Raw genomic sequence first — 17909 nt, 5'->3', positions numbered from 1 at the left:
AGAAACCGGAGATTACTTGATCTTGGTTTCTTTGTATTCCACATGCTTGCGGACGACGGGATCGAACTTCTTGATCGCCATCTTTTCCGGCATGTTGCGCTTGTTCTTCGTGGTCGTGTAGAAATGACCCGTGCCAGCGGTGGACTCGAGCTTGATCTTGTCGCGTGCGCCTTTTGCCATGATTGTGCTCCTTGGGCTTAGGCTTCGCCGCGTGCGCGCAGGTCAGCGAGCACGGAATCGATGCCGTTCTTGTCGATCAGGCGCAGGCCGGCGTTCGAAACGCGCAGGCGCACCCAGCGGTTTTCGCTCTCTACCCAGAACCGGCGGTTTTGCAGGTTCGGGAGGAAGCGGCGCTTCGTCTTGTTGTTGGCGTGGGAAACGTTGTTGCCGCTCATCGGCGCTTTCCCAGTTACTTGGCATACGCGTGCCATGAGAGCACTCCTAATACGCTAAATTCGGGGTTCGATCGCCGGTGAAGGTTCCATCGTACCGCCACGTGATCCATGGCTGCACTCAGAACGCCGTAGCCCTTACAGACAAGGCCCTTCGATGGCTAGAACTGGTTGGAAAAAAGACAGACGACGATTCTAGCAGAAAAAGTTCAGAAAAATCAAACCTAATTTCGCTTCGTCGTTGCGGCGCCCTGGGGTGGGCTGCCGCGGCACAGTCTACAGCCAACCGGCACGTGCGAACGAAAAAGTATCGCTGGTGCCGACGACGACGTGGTCGAGCAGCCTCACATCGACGAGTTCGAGCGCGTCTTTCAGTACGCGGGTCAGGCGACGGTCTTCCGCGCTCGGCTGTACCGCACCCGACGGATGGTTGTGTGCGACGATCAGCGCCGCGGCGTTCTGCGCCATCGCGCGGCGCACGATCTCGCGCGGGTAGACGGCCATGCGCGTCAGCGAGCCGCGTGCGATTTCCTCCATGTCGATCATGCGGTTGCGGGCGTCCAGGAATACCGCGACGAATACCTCGTGCGGGCGCGTGCCGATCTTCAGCCGCAGACAGTCCTCGACGGCGCCCGGCGAATCGATCTGCATCCGCTCTCGCGCCTTGTCCTCCAGCATGCGTCGCGCGATCTCGGTGACGGCGACCATTCGCGCGGAGCGCGCGGGGCCGATGCCGGGGTGCGCCTCGAAATCGTCGGCGCTCGCTTCCAGCAGCCCGCGCAACGTTCCGAACTGCTTGATCAGTGCGCTGGCGGTGACGAATACGTCGTGCCCGGGCTTGCCGGTGCCGAGCAGCAGCGCGATCAGTTCGTCGTCGGTCAGCGCGGCAGGCCCGCGTTCCAGCAACCGTTCGCGCGGCCGCTCGGGCCGCCAGTTGGCCGAGCGGCGCTTGCGCCGGCGGATCGGGATGACGCGGCCGGGTGGATCGGCCGGCGGCAGGATGGGGCAGGGAGACAGCATGGTCGGAACTCCATTGGCGGCGGGCGGTGTGTGCAACGTCGTCGCACTTTCCGCCTTGCGCGCTCAGGTGACTTACAATATTGGCTTTGCGCCGGGCCATTCGGCCGTATCGGGCGCCGACTGAACGAGTAATTCATGAGCCTCATCGATCTATCCGAAGTGAAGCCCGGTTCCCACGTCACGTTGCATTACCGCTTGGCACTGGCCGACGGCGCCGACATCGTCAACACCTTCTCCGACAAGCCGGCCACGCTGTTGCTGGGCGCGGGGCAACTGGCGCCGTCGCTGGAACAGATTCTGCTCGGGCTCCGGGTTGGCGACCACTCGACTTTTCAGCTAGCCCCCGATCAGGGGTTCGGTCCCCGCAATCCCGACATGCTCCAGCGCGTGACGCTGTCGACGCTGCGCGAGAACGGGATGGTCGGCGACGATTTCACGCCGGGCGAACTGATCGAGTTCAACGCGCCGGACGGCGGCCGCTACGCGGGGGTGCTGAAGGAAGTCGGCGAAACCTCCGCGCTGTTCGACTTCAATCATCCGCTCGCGGGCCAGGCGCTCACGTTCGAAGTGAAAATCATCGGAATCCTGTAATCATGAGCACCACCGATACGCTGTCCGGGCAGACCGTCGCCGCCGATGCCGAAATCCTGCTGGCCCAGCCGCGCGGTTTCTGCGCGGGCGTCGACCGCGCGATCGAAATCGTCGAGCGCGCGATCGCGATGCACGGTGCGCCGATCTACGTCCGTCACGAAATCGTCCACAACAAGTACGTGGTCGAGGATCTGAAGAAGAAAGGCGCGATCTTCGTCGAGGAACTCGAGGAAGTGCCGGCCGGCAACACCGTGATCTTCAGCGCGCACGGCGTGTCGAAGGCCGTGCGCGACGAAGCCGACGTGCGCGGGCTGCGCATTTACGACGCAACCTGCCCGCTCGTCACGAAGGTGCACGTCGAAGTGGCGAAGATGCGCCAGGACGGCGTCGACATCGTCATGATCGGGCACAAGGGCCACCCCGAAGTCGAAGGCACGATGGGGCAGGTCGAGCGCGGCATGCACCTCGTCGAGAGCGTCGAGGACGTGCAGAAGCTCGAACTCGCCGATCCCGAGCGCATCGCGCTCGTCACGCAGACGACGCTGTCCGTCGACGACGCCGCCGAGATCATCGGCGCGCTGAAGGCGAAATATCCGAAGATCCGCGAGCCGAAGAAGCAGGACATCTGCTATGCGACGCAGAACCGCCAGGATGCGGTGAAGTTCATGGCGCCGCAGTGCGATGTCGTGATCGTCGTCGGCAGTCCGAACAGCTCGAATTCGAGCCGGCTGCGCGAAGTGGCCGAAAAGCGCGGCGTGGCCGCGTACATGGTCGATGCGCCCGACCAGATCGATCCGGCATGGGTTGCCGGCAAGCGCCGCATCGGCGTGACGGCCGGCGCGTCGGCGCCCGAGGTGCTCGCCCAGGCCGTGATCGCGCGGCTGCGCGAACTCGGCGTGCGCAATGTCCGCGCGCTCGACGGCATCGAGGAAAACGTGTCGTTTCCGCTGCCGCGCGGGTTGAACCTGCCGCCTGCCGCCTGATTGCCGCATCGCATCCGCGGAACACCGAAAGCGCGCCTCCCGGCGCGCTTTTTTTTACGTCTCGAAATTGAAATCGCAACCATAATTCTCGATCATGGTGCAACCCGGTTGCTCCACGCGCGCTTAAGCGTCTCTCAAAATTGGTTGCAATGCAGGAAAACCCCATCGAATCAGGATTATTGGCGTCCTATAAATGGAGTTACAATGCGCCCGTTTTCAAGCCGGAATGGCTTTGAAATCGGGTTTTGGCAAGGCGCGGGAGACCATTCAATGCATGTGAAGTTGGCTTACGCCATGTCCGTCGCCGCACCGGTTGCAATGCTTGCCGGCTGCAGCAAAAAGAGCGACGACGGGGCGGGCAGGGAGGCTGCGGTGTTCGCGGCACCGCCGGCCAGCGGCGTGCGCGTCGCCGGAGCCGGGCGTGCGGCGTCATCGGCGCGCCGTATCGCGCAACTGGGCAAGGACAAGGAAAACGGGGCACGTTTGACGATCGAGGAAATCAACGCGCTTGACCTGACGATCGGTTCGGCTGCAGGCATGCAGGTTGCGCCGCGGCAAGCCGCCGCTCGACGGATGCAGGACGCTTGCGGCGTTGCAGACAGCGTGCCGAGGTCCCCGTCCACTCTTCATTTCGATTCGACGAAACAGCGTGCTGCCACGACCGAGCGTGTCGTGGCGCGCGGGCTGGTTCGTACGATGGATTCCGATGCAGTCCTGACGAAAGTCGGGTGCGACTGCCGCAATGCCTTGCCGGGCGGCGCGGCGCGGAATCCGATCCGTCCGGGTGCGATGCTTGCGTCGCGCCGGGCGGGCCAAGGCACGGATGCCGGGAAACCGGAAGACGGCCGTCTCGGCATGCTGCCCCACGACTTCAAGGAGGCCACGAACACCGTCCTCGATGTCGTGACGATTTAGCGACGGGACTCATGACGGCACCGGAACAGTGCGGTGCCGTTTTTGTATCCGCTCCGGCGGCAGGTCCGGCCGTACAGGCCGGGCGGCGCGCGCCGGGACGATCCACCCTTACCGGTATCGACTAGTACCCGCAGTGTCGCCGAGAAGGCGCGATTCCTCGCTTACCCGCGGGGCGCAACGTCCTCCGGCAGCACGGGCCAAGGAGCTTTAAATGGATATTTTCGTCCAGCAGGTTCTCAACGGGCTGGTGCTCGGCAGTGTCTACGCCATCATCGCGTTGGGCTACACGATGGTGTACGGCATTCTCGGCATCATCAACTTCGCGCACGGCGACGTGCTGATGATCGGCGCGATGGTCGCCCTGTCGGCCATCACCGTGCTGCAGAACCACTTTCCCGGACTCGGCAACGTTGCGACGCTGACGATTGGCCTGGGCATCGCCGCGGTCGTCTGTGCGTTCGTCGGCTTCACGATCGAACGCGTCGCATACCGGCCGCTGCGCCGCGCGCCGCGCCTCGCACCGCTGATCACCGCGATCGGCGTGTCGATCCTGCTGCAGACGGCTGCGATGATCATCTGGTCGCGCAACCCGCTGCCGTTCCCGCAATTGCTGCCGACCGACCCGATCAACGTGATCAAGGCCACCGACACGACGCCCGGCGCCGTGATCTCGGTCACTGAAATCGTGATCATCGCCGTGGCGTTCATCGTGATGGGCGGCCTGCTGCTGCTCGTGCACAAGACCAAGCTCGGCCGCGCGATGCGCGCGATCGCCGAAAGCCCGAATACGGCCAGCCTGATGGGCGTGAACCCGAACTTCGTGATCTCCGCGACGTTCATGATCGGCTCCGCGCTCGCCGCGCTGGCCGGCGTGATGATCGCGTCCGAATACGGCAACGTCCACTTCTACATGGGCTTCATTCCCGGCATGAAGGCGTTCACCGCTGCGGTGCTCGGCGGGATCGGCAACCTTGGCGGCGCGATGGTCGGCGGTGTGCTGCTCGGCCTGATCGAGCAGCTCGGCGCCGGCTACATCGGCAACCTCACGGGCGGCGTGTTCGGCAGTAACTACCAGGACGTGTTCGCGTTCATCGTGCTGATCATCGTGCTGGTGTTCCGTCCGTCGGGCCTGCTGGGCGAACGGGTCGCGGATCGCGCGTAACGGAAGGGAGCAAACAACATGACATCCATTCAACCGATCGAATCCTCGACGTCGCTCGTCGAGGAGCGCAACACCGCCAAGACCGTCGTCATCGGCATCCTGACCGCAGCCCTCGTGATCGCCGCGCCGATCATCATCGGCTCGGCCGGCGGCAACTACTGGGTCCGCGTGCTCGACTTCGCGATGCTGTACGTGATGCTCGCGCTCGGCCTGAACGTCGTGGTCGGCTTCGCCGGCCTGCTCGACCTGGGCTACATCGCGTTCTACGCGGTGGGCGCCTACACGGCGGCCTTGCTGAGCTCGCCGCACCTGACCTCGCAGTTCGAATGGATCGCGGCGATCGCGCCGAACGGCCTGCACGTGCCGTTCCTGATCATCGTGCCGATCGCGATGGCGCTGGCGGCGACCTTCGGGATCCTGCTCGGCGCGCCGACGCTGCGCCTGCGCGGCGACTACCTGGCGATCGTGACGCTCGGCTTCGGTGAAATCGTCCGGATCTTCATGAACAACCTCGACCGTCCGGTGAACATCACCAACGGCCCGAAGGGGATCACGGGCATCGATCCGGTGCACGTCGGCGGCTTCAACCTGTCGCAGACGCACTCGCTGTTCGGCCTGCAGCTGCCGTCGGTCTACATGTACTACTACCTGTTCGTGCTGTGCTCGCTGCTGGTGATCTGGGTGTGTACGCGCCTGCAGCACTCGCGTATCGGCCGTGCATGGGCCGCCATCCGCGAGGACGAAATCGCCGCGAAGGCGATGGGCATCAACACCCGTAACGTGAAGCTGCTCGCGTTCGCGATGGGCGCATCGTTCGGCGGCCTGTCGGGCGCGATGTTCGGTTCGTTCCAGGGCTTCGTGTCGCCGGAATCGTTCACGTTCTGGGAATCGATCGTGGTGCTGGCGTGCGTGGTGCTGGGCGGTATGGGCCACATCCCGGGCGTGATCCTGGGCGCGGTGCTGCTCGCGATCTTCCCGGAATTCCTGCGCTCGACGATGAGCCCGCTGCAGCACGCGCTGTTCGGTCACGACATCGTCGATACGGAAGTGATCCGTCAGGCGCTGTACGGCCTCGCGATGGTCGTCATCATGCTGTATCGCTCGGAAGGCCTGTGGCCCGCACCGAAGCATGAGGACAAGATCGCGAAACTCGCGAAGCGCAACAGCAAGAAGCCGGTGCGCGCTTAATCGACGGACACAGGGGATATCCACATGAGCGACAAGCAAATCCGACTGTCCGTGCAGGGCGTGAACAAACGCTTCGGCGGCCTGCAGGCACTGTCCGACGTCGGCCTGCAGATCAAGGAAGGCGAGATCTACGGCCTGATCGGCCCGAACGGCGCCGGCAAGACGACGTTCTTCAACGTGATCACGGGCCTCTACACGCCGGACTCCGGCGACTTCAAGCTGGACGGCACGAACTACACGCCGACGGCCGTGCACCAGGTGGCCAAGGCCGGCATCGCACGCACGTTCCAGAACATCCGCCTGTTCGGCGGGATGACGGCGCTCGAGAACGTGATGGTGGGCCGCCACGTGCGCACCAAGCACGGGCTGCTCGGCGCGGTGTTCCAGACGCCGGCCGAACGCCAGGAAGAGCGCGAGATCAAGGAACGCGCGATCGAGCTGCTCGAATACGTGGGCGTGCTGCAGTACGCGGACTACACGTCGCGCAACCTGTCGTACGGCCACCAGCGCCGTCTCGAGATCGCGCGCGCACTGGCCACCGACCCGAAGCTGCTCGCGCTCGACGAGCCGGCGGCCGGGATGAACGCGACCGAGAAGGTCGAACTCACGCGCCTGCTCGACAAGATCCGCTCGGACGGCCGCACGATTCTGCTGATCGAGCACGACGTGAAGCTCGTGATGGGGTTGTGCAACCGGATGACGGTGCTCGATTACGGCAAGGTGATCGCCGAGGGTCTGCCGCAGGACGTGCAGAAGAATCCGAAGGTGATTGAGGCATATCTCGGCGCAGGGGTGCACTGATGGCAGCGGCAATGTTGAAAATCAAGGGCTTGCAGGTCAACTACGGCGGCATCCAGGCCGTCAAGGGCGTTGACATGGAAGTCCGTCAGGGCGAACTCGTGACGCTGATCGGCGCGAACGGCGCGGGCAAGACCACGACGATGAAGGCGATCACGGGCCTGAAGCCGTATTCGGCGGGCGACATCGAGTACGACGGCAAGTCGATCAAGGGCGTGCCGTCGCACGAGCTGCTCAAGCGCGGCCTCGCGATGGTGCCGGAAGGCCGCGGGATCTTCGCGCGGATGTCGATCATCGAGAACATGCAGATGGGCGCGTACCTGCGCAACGACAACGAGCAGATCAAGAAGGACGTCGAGCGGATGTTCGGCTTCTTCCCGCGCCTGAAGGAGCGTGCGACGCAGCTCGCGGGCACGCTGTCGGGCGGCGAGCAGCAGATGCTGGCGATGTCGCGCGCGATTCTGTCCAAGCCGAAGCTGCTGCTGCTCGACGAGCCGTCGATGGGCCTGTCGCCGATCATGGTCGAGAAGATCTTCGAAGTGGTGCGCGAGATCTCGAAGGAAGGCATCACGGTGCTGCTGGTCGAGCAGAACGCGCGCCTCGCGCTGCAGGCCGCCGACCGCGGCTACGTGATGGATTCGGGCACGGTCACGATGGAAGGCGACGCGAAGCAGATGCTCGACGATCCGAAGGTGCGCGCCGCGTATCTGGGCGAGTAAGCCGGTGCACGAGCGGGCCCGCTGATGCGCGGCGGCAGATGCCGCGTGCGTCGCGCCAGCGCTTTCGAAAGGCTGTCACGGAATGCCGTGACAGCCTTTTTTTTCGTGTGGCGCGATTCGTGCCGAACTGTGCGCGTGGACGCGACTCCATTCGACTGTTGCGCCGCGCATGCGGCGCGGGAATGGTGGCGCGCAGGCGGCAGGCAAGTGGTTCGATGCCGGCCGCCTGCAAACCGACACACGGGCCGCGTAGCATCGACGGCCGATCCGAACACGGAGAACACGCATGAGTCTGGACTACGGTTTCGTGAAGGCGAAGGTGACATCGGTGGCGAAGCTGAAGGGCTCGCCGCATGGCAGCGAGATCCAGTATCACATCCACCTGACGCTGGCGCTGCCGTCGGGCGACTGGGATGTCGCGATCAACGTCGGCACCAGCGACGCGGACGACTTGCTGAACTACAAGCTCGTCTACGATTTCCACCATCCCGTCACCGAGACGCTTGCAGCGGCGGCCGAAGGCTACACCGACCTCACGGGGCAGACGGCGCTGCCCGCGCTCGACTACCTGCGCAGCGACATCCTGAACGAGACGGGCGCCTGGCGCGCGAGCGCGGTGATGGACGGCACCGAACATCCGGAGCCGATCCCGTCGCTGCTGCGGCTCGTGAGCGCCGCGCAGTCGCAGGGCCTCGACGTCGTCGTGTTCGGCCGTACCTATACGGAGGGCAACGGCATTCACGACACGCACATGAACCAGGGCTCGACGGGCCCGAACTACCTGCATCGCGCGGGCGACGACCATAACGACCACAACGACGTGTGGCAGGACGGCGCGCTGATCGTGCGCGTGAGCGAGTCGCAGTGGGCCGCCTATTTCGCGGCGTTCGAGCAGCAGGCCGTGCCGACCGATGCGCTCGGCAATCCGCTGCCCGGTGCGGGGCCGATCACGCGCTGAGACGGGCCGGCGGCGGCGGTCTCATGCAGCCGGCAGCGTCTTGCCGAACGAGATGCGCTCCTCGACGCGATAGCCGAGCGCCGCGTAGAAGCGGCACGCGTCGTCGTTGCCGGGGAGCACCTGCAGGTTGATCTTCAGGCAGCCGCGCGCGGCGAGTGCGCGTTCCGCGTGCGCGATCAGCGCGCGGCCGACGCCGAGCCGGCGCGCGTCGTGCGCGACGCCGAACGAGTAGAGCCAGCCGCGATGTCCGTCAAAACCCGCCATCAGCGTGCCGACGACGCGCGCGCCGCTGGTCGCGACGAAGAACAGTTCCGGCTGCGTCGCGAGCTTCAGCTCGATCGATCGCAGCGGATCGCGATGCGGCGGCGCATCGGCGTCTTCGTATTGCGGGAACGCGTCGCGCCATACCGTGAGCACGGCATCGGTGTCGGCGCGTTCGAACGGGCGGATAGCGACAGCATCGGCGGCGGCTTCCATCGCGGCGGTCTCCTTAGAGCGTGTCGAGGATCGACCGCAGCATCGCCATCATCTGGTCGATTTCTCCGGTCGTCACGTTCAGTGCGGGCATGAAGCGCAGCAGGTTCGGCCGCGCGGCGTTCAGCAGCAGGCCGTCGGGCTGCATGTCGCGCGCCTTCTCGACGATCTGCGGGCCGATATCCTTGCCGAGCAGCAGCGCGCGCAGCAGGCCTTCGCCGCGTTCGCCCTCGAAGCCGCGCTCCTCCGACAGCTCGAGCAGCTTGCGCTTCAGGTATTCGCCGCGTTCGCGCACGCCTTCGAGGAAGCCGGGCGCGACGAGTTGCGAGATCACCGAGTAGCCGACCGCCGTCATCAGCGGGTTGCCGTTGTAGGTGCCGCCCTGATCGCCGGCCTCGAATACCGCGACGTCGGCTTTCGACAGCAGCGCGCCGAGCGGCGCGCCGCCACCGATGCCCTTCGCGAGCGTCATGACGTCCGGCTCGATACCGGCGAGCTCGTATGCGAACAGCGTGCCCGCGCGGCCGCAGCCGCTTTGCACTTCGTCGACGATCAGCAGCAGGTTGTGCTGCTTCGTCAGCGCGCGCAGCGCCTGCATGAATTCGCGCGTCGCCGGAATCACGCCGCCTTCACCCTGGATCGGCTCGAGCATCACGGCGACGGTCTTGTCGGTGATCAGCTTCTCGACCGAGTTGATGTCGTTCAGCTCGGCCTTCGGGAAACCCGGCACCTGCGGCGCGTAGATCGTGTCCCAGCCCGGCTTGCCGCTGGCCGACATCGTCGCGAGCGTGCGGCCGTGGAAGCTGTGGTCGAACGTGATGATCTCGTACGCGCCGTTCTTGAACTTGCGGCCCCACTTGCGCGCGAGCTTGATCGCGCCTTCGTTCGCCTCGGCGCCGCTGTTCGTGAAGAACACCTTGTCGAACACGCTGTGCTGCGTGAGCAGGCCCGCGAGCTTCGCCATCGGTTCGTTGTAGAACGCCGGCGACGGGTTCAGCAGCTTTTCGGCCTGCGTCTTCAGGGCTTCGACGATGCCGTCGTTGCAGTGGCCGAGGCTGTTGACGGCCCAGCCCTGGATGAAGTCCAGATAGCGCTTGCCCGTGTGATCGTAGAGCCACGAACCCTTGCCGTGCGTAAACACGAGGTCGGGGCGGTTCGTGATGTACATCAGCGAGTCGATCGGAAAATCGTTCAGGGGCATGGCAGCAGACTCCAGCGGACGTTGAAAGGGAAACGGGCAATAAAAAAGCCACGGAAGGCCGTGGCTGGTGGGTTCGAACAGCTTGTGCGTAACCGGTGAAGCGGTGTGGGTTACGCGCGAGTCCGTGACGAGCCTGCGGCATCCGGGCGGAGCGGCGAGCGGCGACGTCGAAGGGCGGACAGGAAGCAGTTCATGTGCGCAAGCATAAGGCATCCCGCGCCCCACTGTAAACCGCCGCAATGCCACGGATGTGACACGGCGGTGCGCAGTGGGGGGCGCGGGCGGCGGCGCTCAGACCGGATGCGCGAGATCGGCCGCGCTCGTGAACGAGTCCGCGTAGAACTCGTCGGCCGGCAGCGCGTGGTGCTGCGTGAAGTCGCGCTGCGCAGATTCGACCATCACCGGCGCGCCGCAGGCGTACACCTGGTGGCCCGACAGATCGGGCAGGTCCTCGGTCACCGCGCGATGGACGAAGCCCGTGCGGCCCGTCCATTGATCGCCGGCGTCCGGCTCGGAGAGCACCGGCACGTACTTGAAGTTCGGGATCTCGCGCGCCCACTGCTCGGCGAGTTCGCCGAGGTAGATGTCCTTCTTGCGGCGGGCGCCCCAGTAGAGCGTCATCGGGCGCGTGATGCCCGAGTGCTTCACGTGCTCGATGATCGCTTTGATCGGCGCGAAGCCCGTGCCCGACGCGAGCAGCACGATCGGCTTGTCGGAATCCTCGCGCAGGAAGAACGTGCCGAGCGGGCCTTCGAAGCGCAGGATGTCGCGCTCCTTCATCGCGCCGAACACGTGGTCGGTGAACTTGCCGCCCGGCATGTGGCGGATGTGCAGCTCGACCGGGCCTTCCTCGTGCGGCGCGCTCGCCATCGAGTAGCTGCGGCGCGAGCCGTCCTTCAGGATGAACTCGACGTACTGGCCCGCGAGGTACTGCAGGCGTTCGTTGGCGGGCAGCTGCAGCTTCACGACCATCACGTCGTCGGCCTTGCGTTCGAGTGCGGCGATCCGGCACGGCAGCTTCTTGACCTGCACGCCGTCGACGCCGGCGATTTCACGCACGTCGATCTCGAGATCGCACTGCGCCTTCGAGCAGCACAGCAGCGCGAGCCCGCGCGTGCGTTCGTCATTGGACAGTGCCGATGCAGCGTGCGGGCCCTGTTCGATCTGACCCGACACGATCTGGCCCTTGCAGGAGCCGCATGCGCCGTTCTTGCAGCCGTACGGCAGATGGACGTTCTGGCGCAGCGCGGCAGCCAGCACGGTTTCGTCCGACTCGACCTGGAATTGCCGGCCGCTTTGCTTGAGAGTGACGTTGAATGCCATAGAACCAAACTAGAACAAAATGTGGGGACCGTGCATGTCGCGCACGGCAGCTACAATGCAAAACCGTTGCGCGTCGCGCAACGGCGGCTACTGATTTCGCAACCAACATGATCGCGACACGAATCCTGCGCCGGCCGCGCGTACTGATCGTCGGCTGCGGCGACGTCGGCATGCGCTGCGTCGCGCAATGGCGCGACGCACGCCGCAACCTGCGGATCCTCGCGCTGACGAGCCACCCGGCCCGCCGCGACGAACTGCGCGCCGCGGGTGCGACACCGATCGTCGGCGACCTCGATCGCCGGGCGACGCTTGGCCGTCTCGCGGGCCTCGCCCGCACGATCCTGCATCTCGCGCCGCCGCAATCCGACGGCCGCGACGACCGGCGCACGCGTGCGCTGATCGCCGCAACGTCCATGCCCGCCCGTCGGCCGGCGGCACCGCCGGCGCCGGCGGTCGGCCGGCTCCGAACGCTGCGCACCGCTACCCGACAGGCCGGCGCGCCCGTTCGGGCAGCGCGTATTGTACCCGACGGTCTTCGCGCGCCGAGGCTCGTCTATGCCAGCACGACAGGCGTATACGGCGACTGCGGCGGCGCGCGCATCGACGAAACGCACCCGCTGCGCCCCGCGAATCCGCGCGCGTTCCGGCGCGTGTCGGCCGAGCGGCAACTGCATGCGGCGACGGTGCGCGGCGTGCTGTCCGCGCGCATCGTGCGCATTCCCGGCATCTACGCGGCGAACCGCCTGCCGGTCGCGCGGCTCGAGCGCGGCACGCCGGCGCTCGTGCCGGCCGACGACGTCTACACGAACCACATCCACGCGGACGATCTCGCGGCGATCCTGCGCCGTGCAGCCGAACGAGGCCGGCCGGCGCGCGCGGTGCACGCGTCGGACGACAGCGAACTGCGGATGGGGGAGTATTTCGACCGGGTCGCGCAGGTGCTCGGCCTGCCGAGGCCGCCGCGCGTCAGCCGCGCGGACGCCGAGCGCCTGCTCGAACCGACGCTGCTGTCGTTCATGCGCGAGTCGCGGCGCCTGTCCAACGCTCGGCTCAAGGCCGAATTGTGCGTGACGTTGCGATATCCGACCGTAGACGATTTCCTTCAAACGCTCGCGCCGGGCAGCGCGTCAGGTCAGCGCCGGTAACGCCTCGATCAGCAGGAAGCAGAGCAGCGCACCGATCAGCGCGCCAATCAGGTTCGGATGATATTTGTGCTTCATGTGCATCGTGGCCAGCAGGCCGCCGATCACGATCACACCGATGACCGCGAACGCAATCATCACGGACGACAGTTCGAAAGAATGGTTGATGTTCATGGTATCTCCCCCTGCATCGCTGCTCTTGCAGCTTGTGATTTCAGTATAGCGGGGGAACATGCGGCCGAGACACGGCCGGACACCGAACGGTCGTGCGGATTTTCCCTTACAGGGTTTTGACGGGATTGCGCAGGGCTGAAAGGTCGGCGTCATCGAGCCACCGCCACGCACCCGGTTCGAGATCGTCCGGCAGCGCGTAACCGCCGATGCTTTCGCGGTGCAGCAACTCGACGCGGTTGCTCGCAGCCGCGACCATGCGCTTGACCTGGTGGTATTTGCCTTCAAGGACGGTCAGCGCGAGTGCGTGGGTGTCGCGCGCGTCGGCAGCGACGGCCGCGATCGGCTTCGGCTCGCCATGTAGCTGCACGCCGCTGCGCAGCGCATTCAGCTGCGCATCGTCGAGCGGGTGGCGCACGGTCGCGACGTAGGTCTTCGGCACCTTGCGTTTCGGCGACGTGTACGCGTGCACGAACTGGCCGTCGTCGGACAGCAGCAGCAGGCCGGTCGTGTCCTGGTCGAGACGGCCGACGCACTGCACGCCGCGTGCGACGAGCGGCGCGGGCAGCAGGCTGAACACGCTCGCGTGATGCTGCGGATCGCGCGAACACTCGTAGCCGGCCGGCTTGTTGAGCGCGAGATACGCGCGCGCGTGAAACGGCCATGCCGTATTGTCGACCGAGAACACGAGGCCGTCGGTGTCGAATGTGGCGTCGGCGTCGGTCGCGGCGGTGCCCGCGACGGCGACGCGGCCGGCTTCGATCAGGCCGCGGCACTGGCGGCGCGAGCCGAAGCCCTGAGTGTAGAGAATGCTTTCGAGATCCATAGCGGGCGCATTCTATCAAGCGACGGCGGATGACCGGCATGAACGCGCATGCGCTGGTAAGCTGCCGGAACGCCGCGCGGGGCGCGGCGCCCGTTCATTCTTCACGGACAGCCCATGCGTTTCGATTCATTCCCGTTCGGCCGCCAGGTGGCCGCAGTCATCGTGGCCGCGACCGTCTCGTCGGCCGCGTTCGCGCACGCGCATCTCGCGAAGAGCGATCCGGCGGCGGGCGCGGCGGTGGCCGCCGCACCGGCCGCCGTCACGATCGATTTCACCGAGCCGCTGGAGCCGGCATTCAGCTCGATCGTCGTCGTCGACGGTGACGGCAAGACGGTGTCGGACGGTCGCGCGCGCATCGATGCGTCGAACCGCAAGCGGATGACGGTGCCGCTGACGGCGGTCGGTACGGGCGCGTATACCGTGAAATGGGTGGCCGTCGCGACCGACGGACACCGCACGCAGGGCATGTACGGCTTCAGCGTGAAGTGACGCAACGGCGGCGGCAGGCCCGTGCCAGGGTTGCCGCCGCCCTTATCCGAAAGGGGGTTTCCCGCATGAACCCGACGACGCTCGACGCACTCACCGATTTTCCCCGTCAGCTCGAAGCGCATTTCGCGGCCGTGCCTGACGGCTACGCGCGCTGGACGCCCGACGACTGGGCCGGGATTCCGAGCGAGCATTTCTCGCCGCTCGGGCAGCTCTGCCACGTGCGCGACATCGAGATCGACGGCTATCACGTGCGGCTGCGGCGGATGCTCGACGAAGACCGGCCGCTGCTCGAGTCGATCGACGGCGACGCGCTTGCGATCGAGCGCCACTACAACGACGCGTACGCATCCGACGTGCTCGCGGCGATCCGCGACGCGCGACGCGAAACGCTGGAGCTGTTGTCGCACCTTACGCCGGAACAGTTCGAGCGTGCCGGCGAATTCGACGGCTACGGGTCGCTGACCGTGCGCGGGCTCGTCCACTACCTGTGCAGCCACGACCAGCAGCATCTGGCAGGCATGCAGTGGCTGCTCGGCAAGATCGACGCGACGCTGTACGCGCGCTGAACCGGCCGGCGGCCGCGCAATGAAACCGGATGCCGGTGCCGCTGTCGGTACGGCATGCCACATTGCGGCGCTTCGATTGGATCGGTTTTCTGGATAATCCATCCAGCCGCAACCGGCTGACCGGCGCGCCGCGGGTGCCTACACTCCTAGCTTCGTTCAACGAAAAAAGGAGTCAACCGTGGCAACTCATACGCTCGCAGACAAGGTTGTCCTGATCGCAGGCGGCGCAAAGAATCTCGGCGGCCTGATCGCCCGCGATCTGGCGGGCCACGGCGCGAAGGCGGTGGCGATTCACTACAACAGCGCGGCGTCGCAGGCACAGGCCGAAGAGACGGCGGCCGCGGTACGTGCGGCCGGCGCGGAAGCCGCGACTTTCCAGGCCGACCTGACGACGGCCGCCGCGGTCGAGAAGCTGTTCGACGACGCGAAGCAGCGCTTCGGCAAGATCGACATCGCGATCAACACGGTCGGCAAGGTGCTGAAGAAGCCGTTCACCGAGATCAGCGAGGCCGAGTACGACGAGATGTTCGCGGTCAACAGCAAGTCCGCGTTCTTCTTCATCAAGGAAGCGGGGCGGCATCTCGAGGATCACGGCAAGCTCGTCACGCTCGTGACGTCGCTGCTCGGCGCGTTCACGCCGTTCTATGCGGCGTACGAAGGATCGAAGGCGCCCGTCGAGCACTTCACGCGCGCGGCATCGAAGGAATACGGCGCGCGCGGGATCTCGGTGACGGCCGTCGGGCCCGGCCCGATGGATACGCCGTTCTTCTACCCGGCCGAAGGCGCCGACGCGGTTGCGTATCACAAGACGGCGGCCGCGTTGTCGCCGTTCAGCAAGACGGGCCTGACCGACATCGAAGACGTCGTGCCGTTCATCCGCCATCTCGTGACCGACGGCTGGTGGATCACCGGCCAGACGATCCTGATCAACGGCGGCTATACGACCAAGTAACCGGGCCGCCCAACGGCCGCGCGGCGCACCGCAATGGCGCGTTTGCGTGGACAATGGACGGGCGTGCAGCCGCGAGGCCGCGCGCCCGTTTTCTCTGTGCCGCCGAAGCGCGCCGCGAGGCGCGGCGGCTGGCGGCGACTGTCGTTCGAACCCGGGTTTGCCGCCGATGGACAAGCTGGATCAGGTCAGGATCTTCCTGCAGGTTGCCGAGATGGGCAGCTTCATCAAGGCTGCGCATGCGCTTGACGTGCCGCGCGCGACCGTGTCCGCGGCCGTCCAGCAGCTCGAGACGGGGCTCGGCACGCGTCTCCTGCATCGCACGACGCGCCAGGTGCAACTGACCGCCGACGGCGCGCTGCTGCTCGAACGCGGCCGGCGCCTGCTCGCGGAGGCCGACGAACTCGACCGCCTGTTTCGCCGCCGCGACCGTGACGTGGTGGGGCGGCTGAACGTCGACGTGCCGAGCCGGATCGCGCGCCGCGTCGTTGCGCCGTCGCTGCCGTCGCTGTTTCGCCGCTACCCGAAGCTGCAACTGTCGCTCGGCTCGACCGACCGCTCGATCGACCTCGTACAGGAGGGCGTCGATTGCGCAATCCGCGTCGGGCGGCTCGCGGACAGCAGCCTCGTCGTGCGGCCGCTCGGGCAGTTCACGCTGATCAACTGCGCGAGCCCCGATTACCTGCGCGAATGCGGCGTGCCCGAGCATCCGGATGCGCTCGCACACGGGCACTGGGCGATCGGCTATGCGTCGCCGACGACGGGGCGCGAGCTTGGATGGGAATACTGCGCGGACGGGCAGCGGCACACGCTGACGCTGCCGAGCCGCGTGATCGTCAACAACGCCGAAACCTATATCGCCGGCTGCATTGCCGGCATGGGCCTGATCCAGATCCCGCGGTTCGACGTCGAACATCTGCTGGCAAGCGGCGCGCTCGTCGACGTGATGCCAGGCCATCGCGCCGAGCCGATGGACGTGTCGGCCGTGTATCCGCACCGCCGGCACCGGTCGCGCCGGCTCAACGCGTTCATCGAGTGGTTCGGGGAGTTGATGGCGGAGGCGCTGACGGGGGCGGCGGCGGGGCAGGGCGCGGACGGCGACTGAGCGGAGCGGCCGGGTGGCGCGGTTGCCATCGCGCAGGTTTCAGTCGTCAAGCGCGGCGAACTGCCGGCCGCGCCCGATGGCCCGCACCGCATCGATCAATGCCGCGCCGGGGCCGTCCGGTTTTGCCGCGAATGCGTAGAAGCGTGCGGCCGGCAGCGCGGGCAGGCCGTCCCGCGGCCCGCATTCGCGCAGGCCGTTGCGCAACTGGCTGCGCGCGAGCGCGGTGACCGCGAAGCCGGCGAGCGCGGCCGACACGCAGCCGGCCATGCTGCCGCTCTCGAACAGCACACGGAACGGCCGCAGGGCGGCGGCGAGCGCTGCGACGGCCGCTTCCCGATAGACGCACGGCTGCGGAAACAGCGCGAGCGGCACTTCGCCACTCGCGTCGAGCGTGCGGTCCGACGCGAAAGCCCACACGAGCGGCTCTTCCCACAACAATTCGCCCGGCGTGTCGACCTGCCGGCACTGTTTGCCGAATACGACGTCGAGCCGGCCGAGCGCCTGCTCGCGCAGCAGCGATGCGGTGATCCCGACCTTCAGCTCGATCGACGTGCGCGGATGGCGGTCGCGGAACGTGCGCAGCACATGCGGTAGCCACGCCCCCGCGAAATCTTCCGACGCGCCGACCCGCAGCGGCCCGTGTGCAGGCGCGCCGCGCAGCCGCGCGCGCACTTCGCGCTCCATGTCGACGATGTTGCGCGCGTACGCGTACAGCGTGTCGCCGGCCGGCGTGAGTGCGATGCGGCGGGTCGTGCGCGCGAGCAGCACGGTGCCGGCCGCCTGTTCGAGCCGCTTGATGTGGCCGCTGACGGCGGAGGGCGTCAGTGCGAGACGTTCGGCGGCGGGCGCGAATCCGCGGCTGTCGACGACTTCGAGGAAGGTGCGCAGCAGCGTGATGTCGAGCGCGGTCGACGCGGGATCGGTCAGCGGTTCCATG

General features: G+C 66.4%; 22 protein-coding genes. 13 read left to right on the top strand and 9 right to left on the bottom strand.

Annotated features, from left to right (window positions below):
- Positions 1 to 12: 12 nt before the first annotated feature.
- From rpmG to radC, 3 genes are all read right to left on the bottom strand, one after another.
- Positions 13 to 180: a 50S ribosomal protein L33 gene (gene rpmG / locus BLA15945_RS16990; RefSeq protein ID WP_006478046.1), complete on the bottom strand. Its 168-nt coding sequence runs from the start codon at positions 178 to 180 to the stop codon at positions 13 to 15.
- 17 nt (positions 181 to 197) lie between these two features.
- Complete coding sequence (gene rpmB, locus BLA15945_RS16985) at positions 198 to 431, bottom strand: 50S ribosomal protein L28 (RefSeq protein ID WP_004186391.1); 234 nt, start codon at positions 429 to 431, stop codon at positions 198 to 200.
- Positions 432 to 668: 237 nt separating this feature from the next.
- Entirely contained in the window at positions 669 to 1412 is a 744-nt protein-coding gene (radC, locus tag BLA15945_RS16980; RefSeq protein ID WP_174992975.1) for a RadC family protein, read from the bottom strand.
- A 135-nt stretch (positions 1413 to 1547) separates the two neighbouring features.
- On the opposite strand from radC, the gene BLA15945_RS16975 reads away from it, so the two are divergent.
- The 8 genes from BLA15945_RS16975 to BLA15945_RS16940 all read left to right on the top strand — a co-directional run bounded on the left by BLA15945_RS16975 (position 1548) and on the right by BLA15945_RS16940 (position 8726).
- On the top strand, positions 1548 to 2003 hold the full coding sequence (locus BLA15945_RS16975) for an FKBP-type peptidyl-prolyl cis-trans isomerase (RefSeq protein WP_034208176.1): 456 nt from the start codon (positions 1548 to 1550) through the stop codon (positions 2001 to 2003).
- A 2-nt stretch (positions 2004 to 2005) separates the two neighbouring features.
- Positions 2006 to 2986 carry a 4-hydroxy-3-methylbut-2-enyl diphosphate reductase gene (gene ispH, locus BLA15945_RS16970; protein WP_006488968.1) on the top strand — a complete coding sequence of 327 codons (981 nt, stop codon included), beginning with the start codon at positions 2006 to 2008 and terminating at the stop codon, positions 2984 to 2986.
- 270 nt (positions 2987 to 3256) lie between these two features.
- Positions 3257 to 3901 (top strand): amino acid-binding protein, encoded by a 645-nt coding sequence (locus BLA15945_RS16965; RefSeq protein WP_233464246.1) that lies wholly within the window; start codon positions 3257 to 3259, stop codon positions 3899 to 3901.
- Positions 3902 to 4112: 211 nt separating this feature from the next.
- Complete coding sequence (locus BLA15945_RS16960; RefSeq protein WP_006488946.1) at positions 4113 to 5063, top strand: branched-chain amino acid ABC transporter permease; 951 nt, start codon at positions 4113 to 4115, stop codon at positions 5061 to 5063.
- Positions 5064 to 5081: 18 nt separating this feature from the next.
- Positions 5082 to 6251 carry an ABC transporter permease subunit gene (locus tag BLA15945_RS16955; RefSeq protein WP_059233414.1) on the top strand — a complete coding sequence of 390 codons (1170 nt, stop codon included), beginning with the start codon at positions 5082 to 5084 and terminating at the stop codon, positions 6249 to 6251.
- Between the two features lie 24 nt (positions 6252 to 6275).
- Entirely contained in the window at positions 6276 to 7052 is a 777-nt protein-coding gene (locus tag BLA15945_RS16950) for an ABC transporter ATP-binding protein (protein ID WP_059233415.1), read from the top strand.
- On the top strand, positions 7052 to 7768 hold the full coding sequence (locus BLA15945_RS16945; RefSeq protein ID WP_059233416.1) for an ABC transporter ATP-binding protein: 717 nt from the start codon (positions 7052 to 7054) through the stop codon (positions 7766 to 7768). The genes BLA15945_RS16950 and BLA15945_RS16945 overlap by 1 nt, the downstream gene beginning before the upstream one ends.
- A gap of 286 nt (positions 7769 to 8054) precedes the next feature.
- On the top strand, positions 8055 to 8726 hold the full coding sequence (locus BLA15945_RS16940; protein ID WP_174992973.1) for a DUF2278 family protein: 672 nt from the start codon (positions 8055 to 8057) through the stop codon (positions 8724 to 8726).
- Between the two features lie 21 nt (positions 8727 to 8747).
- On the opposite strand, the gene BLA15945_RS16935 is transcribed toward BLA15945_RS16940, so the two are convergent.
- From BLA15945_RS16935 to BLA15945_RS16925, 3 genes are all read right to left on the bottom strand, one after another.
- Positions 8748 to 9203 carry a GNAT family acetyltransferase gene (locus BLA15945_RS16935; protein ID WP_059233418.1) on the bottom strand — a complete coding sequence of 152 codons (456 nt, stop codon included), beginning with the start codon at positions 9201 to 9203 and terminating at the stop codon, positions 8748 to 8750.
- Positions 9204 to 9216: 13 nt separating this feature from the next.
- Entirely contained in the window at positions 9217 to 10401 is a 1185-nt protein-coding gene (locus tag BLA15945_RS16930; protein WP_174992972.1) for an acetylornithine transaminase, read from the bottom strand.
- 291 nt (positions 10402 to 10692) lie between these two features.
- Positions 10693 to 11724, bottom strand: coding sequence for a CDP-6-deoxy-delta-3,4-glucoseen reductase (locus BLA15945_RS16925; RefSeq protein ID WP_174992971.1), 1032 nt, complete (start codon positions 11722 to 11724; stop codon positions 10693 to 10695).
- Between the two features lie 107 nt (positions 11725 to 11831).
- On the opposite strand from BLA15945_RS16925, the gene BLA15945_RS16920 reads away from it, so the two are divergent.
- Positions 11832 to 12869 carry an NAD-dependent epimerase/dehydratase family protein gene (locus BLA15945_RS16920; protein WP_174992970.1) on the top strand — a complete coding sequence of 346 codons (1038 nt, stop codon included), beginning with the start codon at positions 11832 to 11834 and terminating at the stop codon, positions 12867 to 12869.
- On the opposite strand, the gene BLA15945_RS16915 is transcribed toward BLA15945_RS16920, so the two are convergent.
- Both BLA15945_RS16915 and BLA15945_RS16910 read right to left on the bottom strand, forming a co-directional pair.
- Entirely contained in the window at positions 12852 to 13040 is a 189-nt protein-coding gene (locus BLA15945_RS16915; protein ID WP_059233422.1) for a hypothetical protein, read from the bottom strand. The genes BLA15945_RS16920 and BLA15945_RS16915 overlap by 18 nt on opposite strands.
- A gap of 106 nt (positions 13041 to 13146) precedes the next feature.
- Entirely contained in the window at positions 13147 to 13863 is a 717-nt protein-coding gene (locus tag BLA15945_RS16910) for a 16S rRNA pseudouridine(516) synthase (protein ID WP_059233423.1), read from the bottom strand.
- A gap of 114 nt (positions 13864 to 13977) precedes the next feature.
- Here BLA15945_RS16910 and copC point away from each other — a divergent pair, with 114 nt between their 5' ends.
- The 4 genes from copC (at position 13978) to BLA15945_RS16890 (ending at position 16972) form a co-directional block, all read left to right on the top strand.
- Positions 13978 to 14352 (top strand): copper homeostasis periplasmic binding protein CopC, encoded by a 375-nt coding sequence (copC, locus tag BLA15945_RS16905; protein WP_174992969.1) that lies wholly within the window; start codon positions 13978 to 13980, stop codon positions 14350 to 14352.
- Positions 14353 to 14417: 65 nt separating this feature from the next.
- Positions 14418 to 14918, top strand: coding sequence for a DinB family protein (locus tag BLA15945_RS16900; RefSeq protein WP_174992968.1), 501 nt, complete (start codon positions 14418 to 14420; stop codon positions 14916 to 14918).
- Between the two features lie 178 nt (positions 14919 to 15096).
- Complete coding sequence (locus BLA15945_RS16895; RefSeq protein ID WP_006478064.1) at positions 15097 to 15870, top strand: SDR family oxidoreductase; 774 nt, start codon at positions 15097 to 15099, stop codon at positions 15868 to 15870.
- A 166-nt stretch (positions 15871 to 16036) separates the two neighbouring features.
- On the top strand, positions 16037 to 16972 hold the full coding sequence (locus BLA15945_RS16890; protein ID WP_174992967.1) for a LysR family transcriptional regulator: 936 nt from the start codon (positions 16037 to 16039) through the stop codon (positions 16970 to 16972).
- A gap of 39 nt (positions 16973 to 17011) precedes the next feature.
- On the opposite strand, the gene BLA15945_RS16885 is transcribed toward BLA15945_RS16890, so the two are convergent.
- Complete coding sequence (locus BLA15945_RS16885; RefSeq protein WP_174992966.1) at positions 17012 to 17908, bottom strand: LysR family transcriptional regulator; 897 nt, start codon at positions 17906 to 17908, stop codon at positions 17012 to 17014.
- Between the last annotated feature and the right edge of the window lies 1 nt (position 17909).

Origin of the sequence: Burkholderia arboris, from assembly GCF_902499125.1 — a bacterium.
GTDB classification, from domain to species: Bacteria; Pseudomonadota; Gammaproteobacteria; order Burkholderiales; family Burkholderiaceae; genus Burkholderia; species Burkholderia arboris.
The sequence above is the reverse complement of the archived record's forward strand: the minus strand, read 5'-3'. Positions and strand labels throughout refer to the sequence as shown.

What these genes read in the sequence shown, in the direction of transcription:
- rpmG (WP_006478046.1), bottom strand. Translation starts at nt 180, where the DNA reads ATGGCAAAAGGCGCACGCGACAAGATCAAGCTCGAGTCCACCGCTGGC.
- rpmB (WP_004186391.1), bottom strand. Translation starts at nt 431, where the DNA reads ATGGCACGCGTATGCCAAGTAACTGGGAAAGCGCCGATGAGCGGCAAC.
- radC (WP_174992975.1), bottom strand. Translation starts at nt 1,412, where the DNA reads ATGCTGTCTCCCTGCCCCATCCTGCCGCCGGCCGATCCACCCGGCCGC.
- BLA15945_RS16975 (WP_034208176.1), top strand. Translation starts at nt 1,548, where the DNA reads ATGAGCCTCATCGATCTATCCGAAGTGAAGCCCGGTTCCCACGTCACG.
- ispH (WP_006488968.1), top strand. Translation starts at nt 2,006, where the DNA reads ATGAGCACCACCGATACGCTGTCCGGGCAGACCGTCGCCGCCGATGCC.
- BLA15945_RS16965 (WP_233464246.1), top strand. Translation starts at nt 3,257, where the DNA reads ATGCATGTGAAGTTGGCTTACGCCATGTCCGTCGCCGCACCGGTTGCA.
- BLA15945_RS16960 (WP_006488946.1), top strand. Translation starts at nt 4,113, where the DNA reads ATGGATATTTTCGTCCAGCAGGTTCTCAACGGGCTGGTGCTCGGCAGT.
- BLA15945_RS16955 (WP_059233414.1), top strand. Translation starts at nt 5,082, where the DNA reads ATGACATCCATTCAACCGATCGAATCCTCGACGTCGCTCGTCGAGGAG.
- BLA15945_RS16950 (WP_059233415.1), top strand. Translation starts at nt 6,276, where the DNA reads ATGAGCGACAAGCAAATCCGACTGTCCGTGCAGGGCGTGAACAAACGC.
- BLA15945_RS16945 (WP_059233416.1), top strand. Translation starts at nt 7,052, where the DNA reads ATGGCAGCGGCAATGTTGAAAATCAAGGGCTTGCAGGTCAACTACGGC.
- BLA15945_RS16940 (WP_174992973.1), top strand. Translation starts at nt 8,055, where the DNA reads ATGAGTCTGGACTACGGTTTCGTGAAGGCGAAGGTGACATCGGTGGCG.
- BLA15945_RS16935 (WP_059233418.1), bottom strand. Translation starts at nt 9,203, where the DNA reads ATGGAAGCCGCCGCCGATGCTGTCGCTATCCGCCCGTTCGAACGCGCC.
- BLA15945_RS16930 (WP_174992972.1), bottom strand. Translation starts at nt 10,401, where the DNA reads ATGCCCCTGAACGATTTTCCGATCGACTCGCTGATGTACATCACGAAC.
- BLA15945_RS16925 (WP_174992971.1), bottom strand. Translation starts at nt 11,724, where the DNA reads ATGGCATTCAACGTCACTCTCAAGCAAAGCGGCCGGCAATTCCAGGTC.
- BLA15945_RS16920 (WP_174992970.1), top strand. Translation starts at nt 11,832, where the DNA reads ATGATCGCGACACGAATCCTGCGCCGGCCGCGCGTACTGATCGTCGGC.
- BLA15945_RS16915 (WP_059233422.1), bottom strand. Translation starts at nt 13,040, where the DNA reads ATGAACATCAACCATTCTTTCGAACTGTCGTCCGTGATGATTGCGTTC.
- BLA15945_RS16910 (WP_059233423.1), bottom strand. Translation starts at nt 13,863, where the DNA reads ATGGATCTCGAAAGCATTCTCTACACTCAGGGCTTCGGCTCGCGCCGC.
- copC (WP_174992969.1), top strand. Translation starts at nt 13,978, where the DNA reads ATGCGTTTCGATTCATTCCCGTTCGGCCGCCAGGTGGCCGCAGTCATC.
- BLA15945_RS16900 (WP_174992968.1), top strand. Translation starts at nt 14,418, where the DNA reads ATGAACCCGACGACGCTCGACGCACTCACCGATTTTCCCCGTCAGCTC.
- BLA15945_RS16890 (WP_174992967.1), top strand. Translation starts at nt 16,037, where the DNA reads ATGGACAAGCTGGATCAGGTCAGGATCTTCCTGCAGGTTGCCGAGATG.
- BLA15945_RS16885 (WP_174992966.1), bottom strand. Translation starts at nt 17,908, where the DNA reads ATGGAACCGCTGACCGATCCCGCGTCGACCGCGCTCGACATCACGCTG.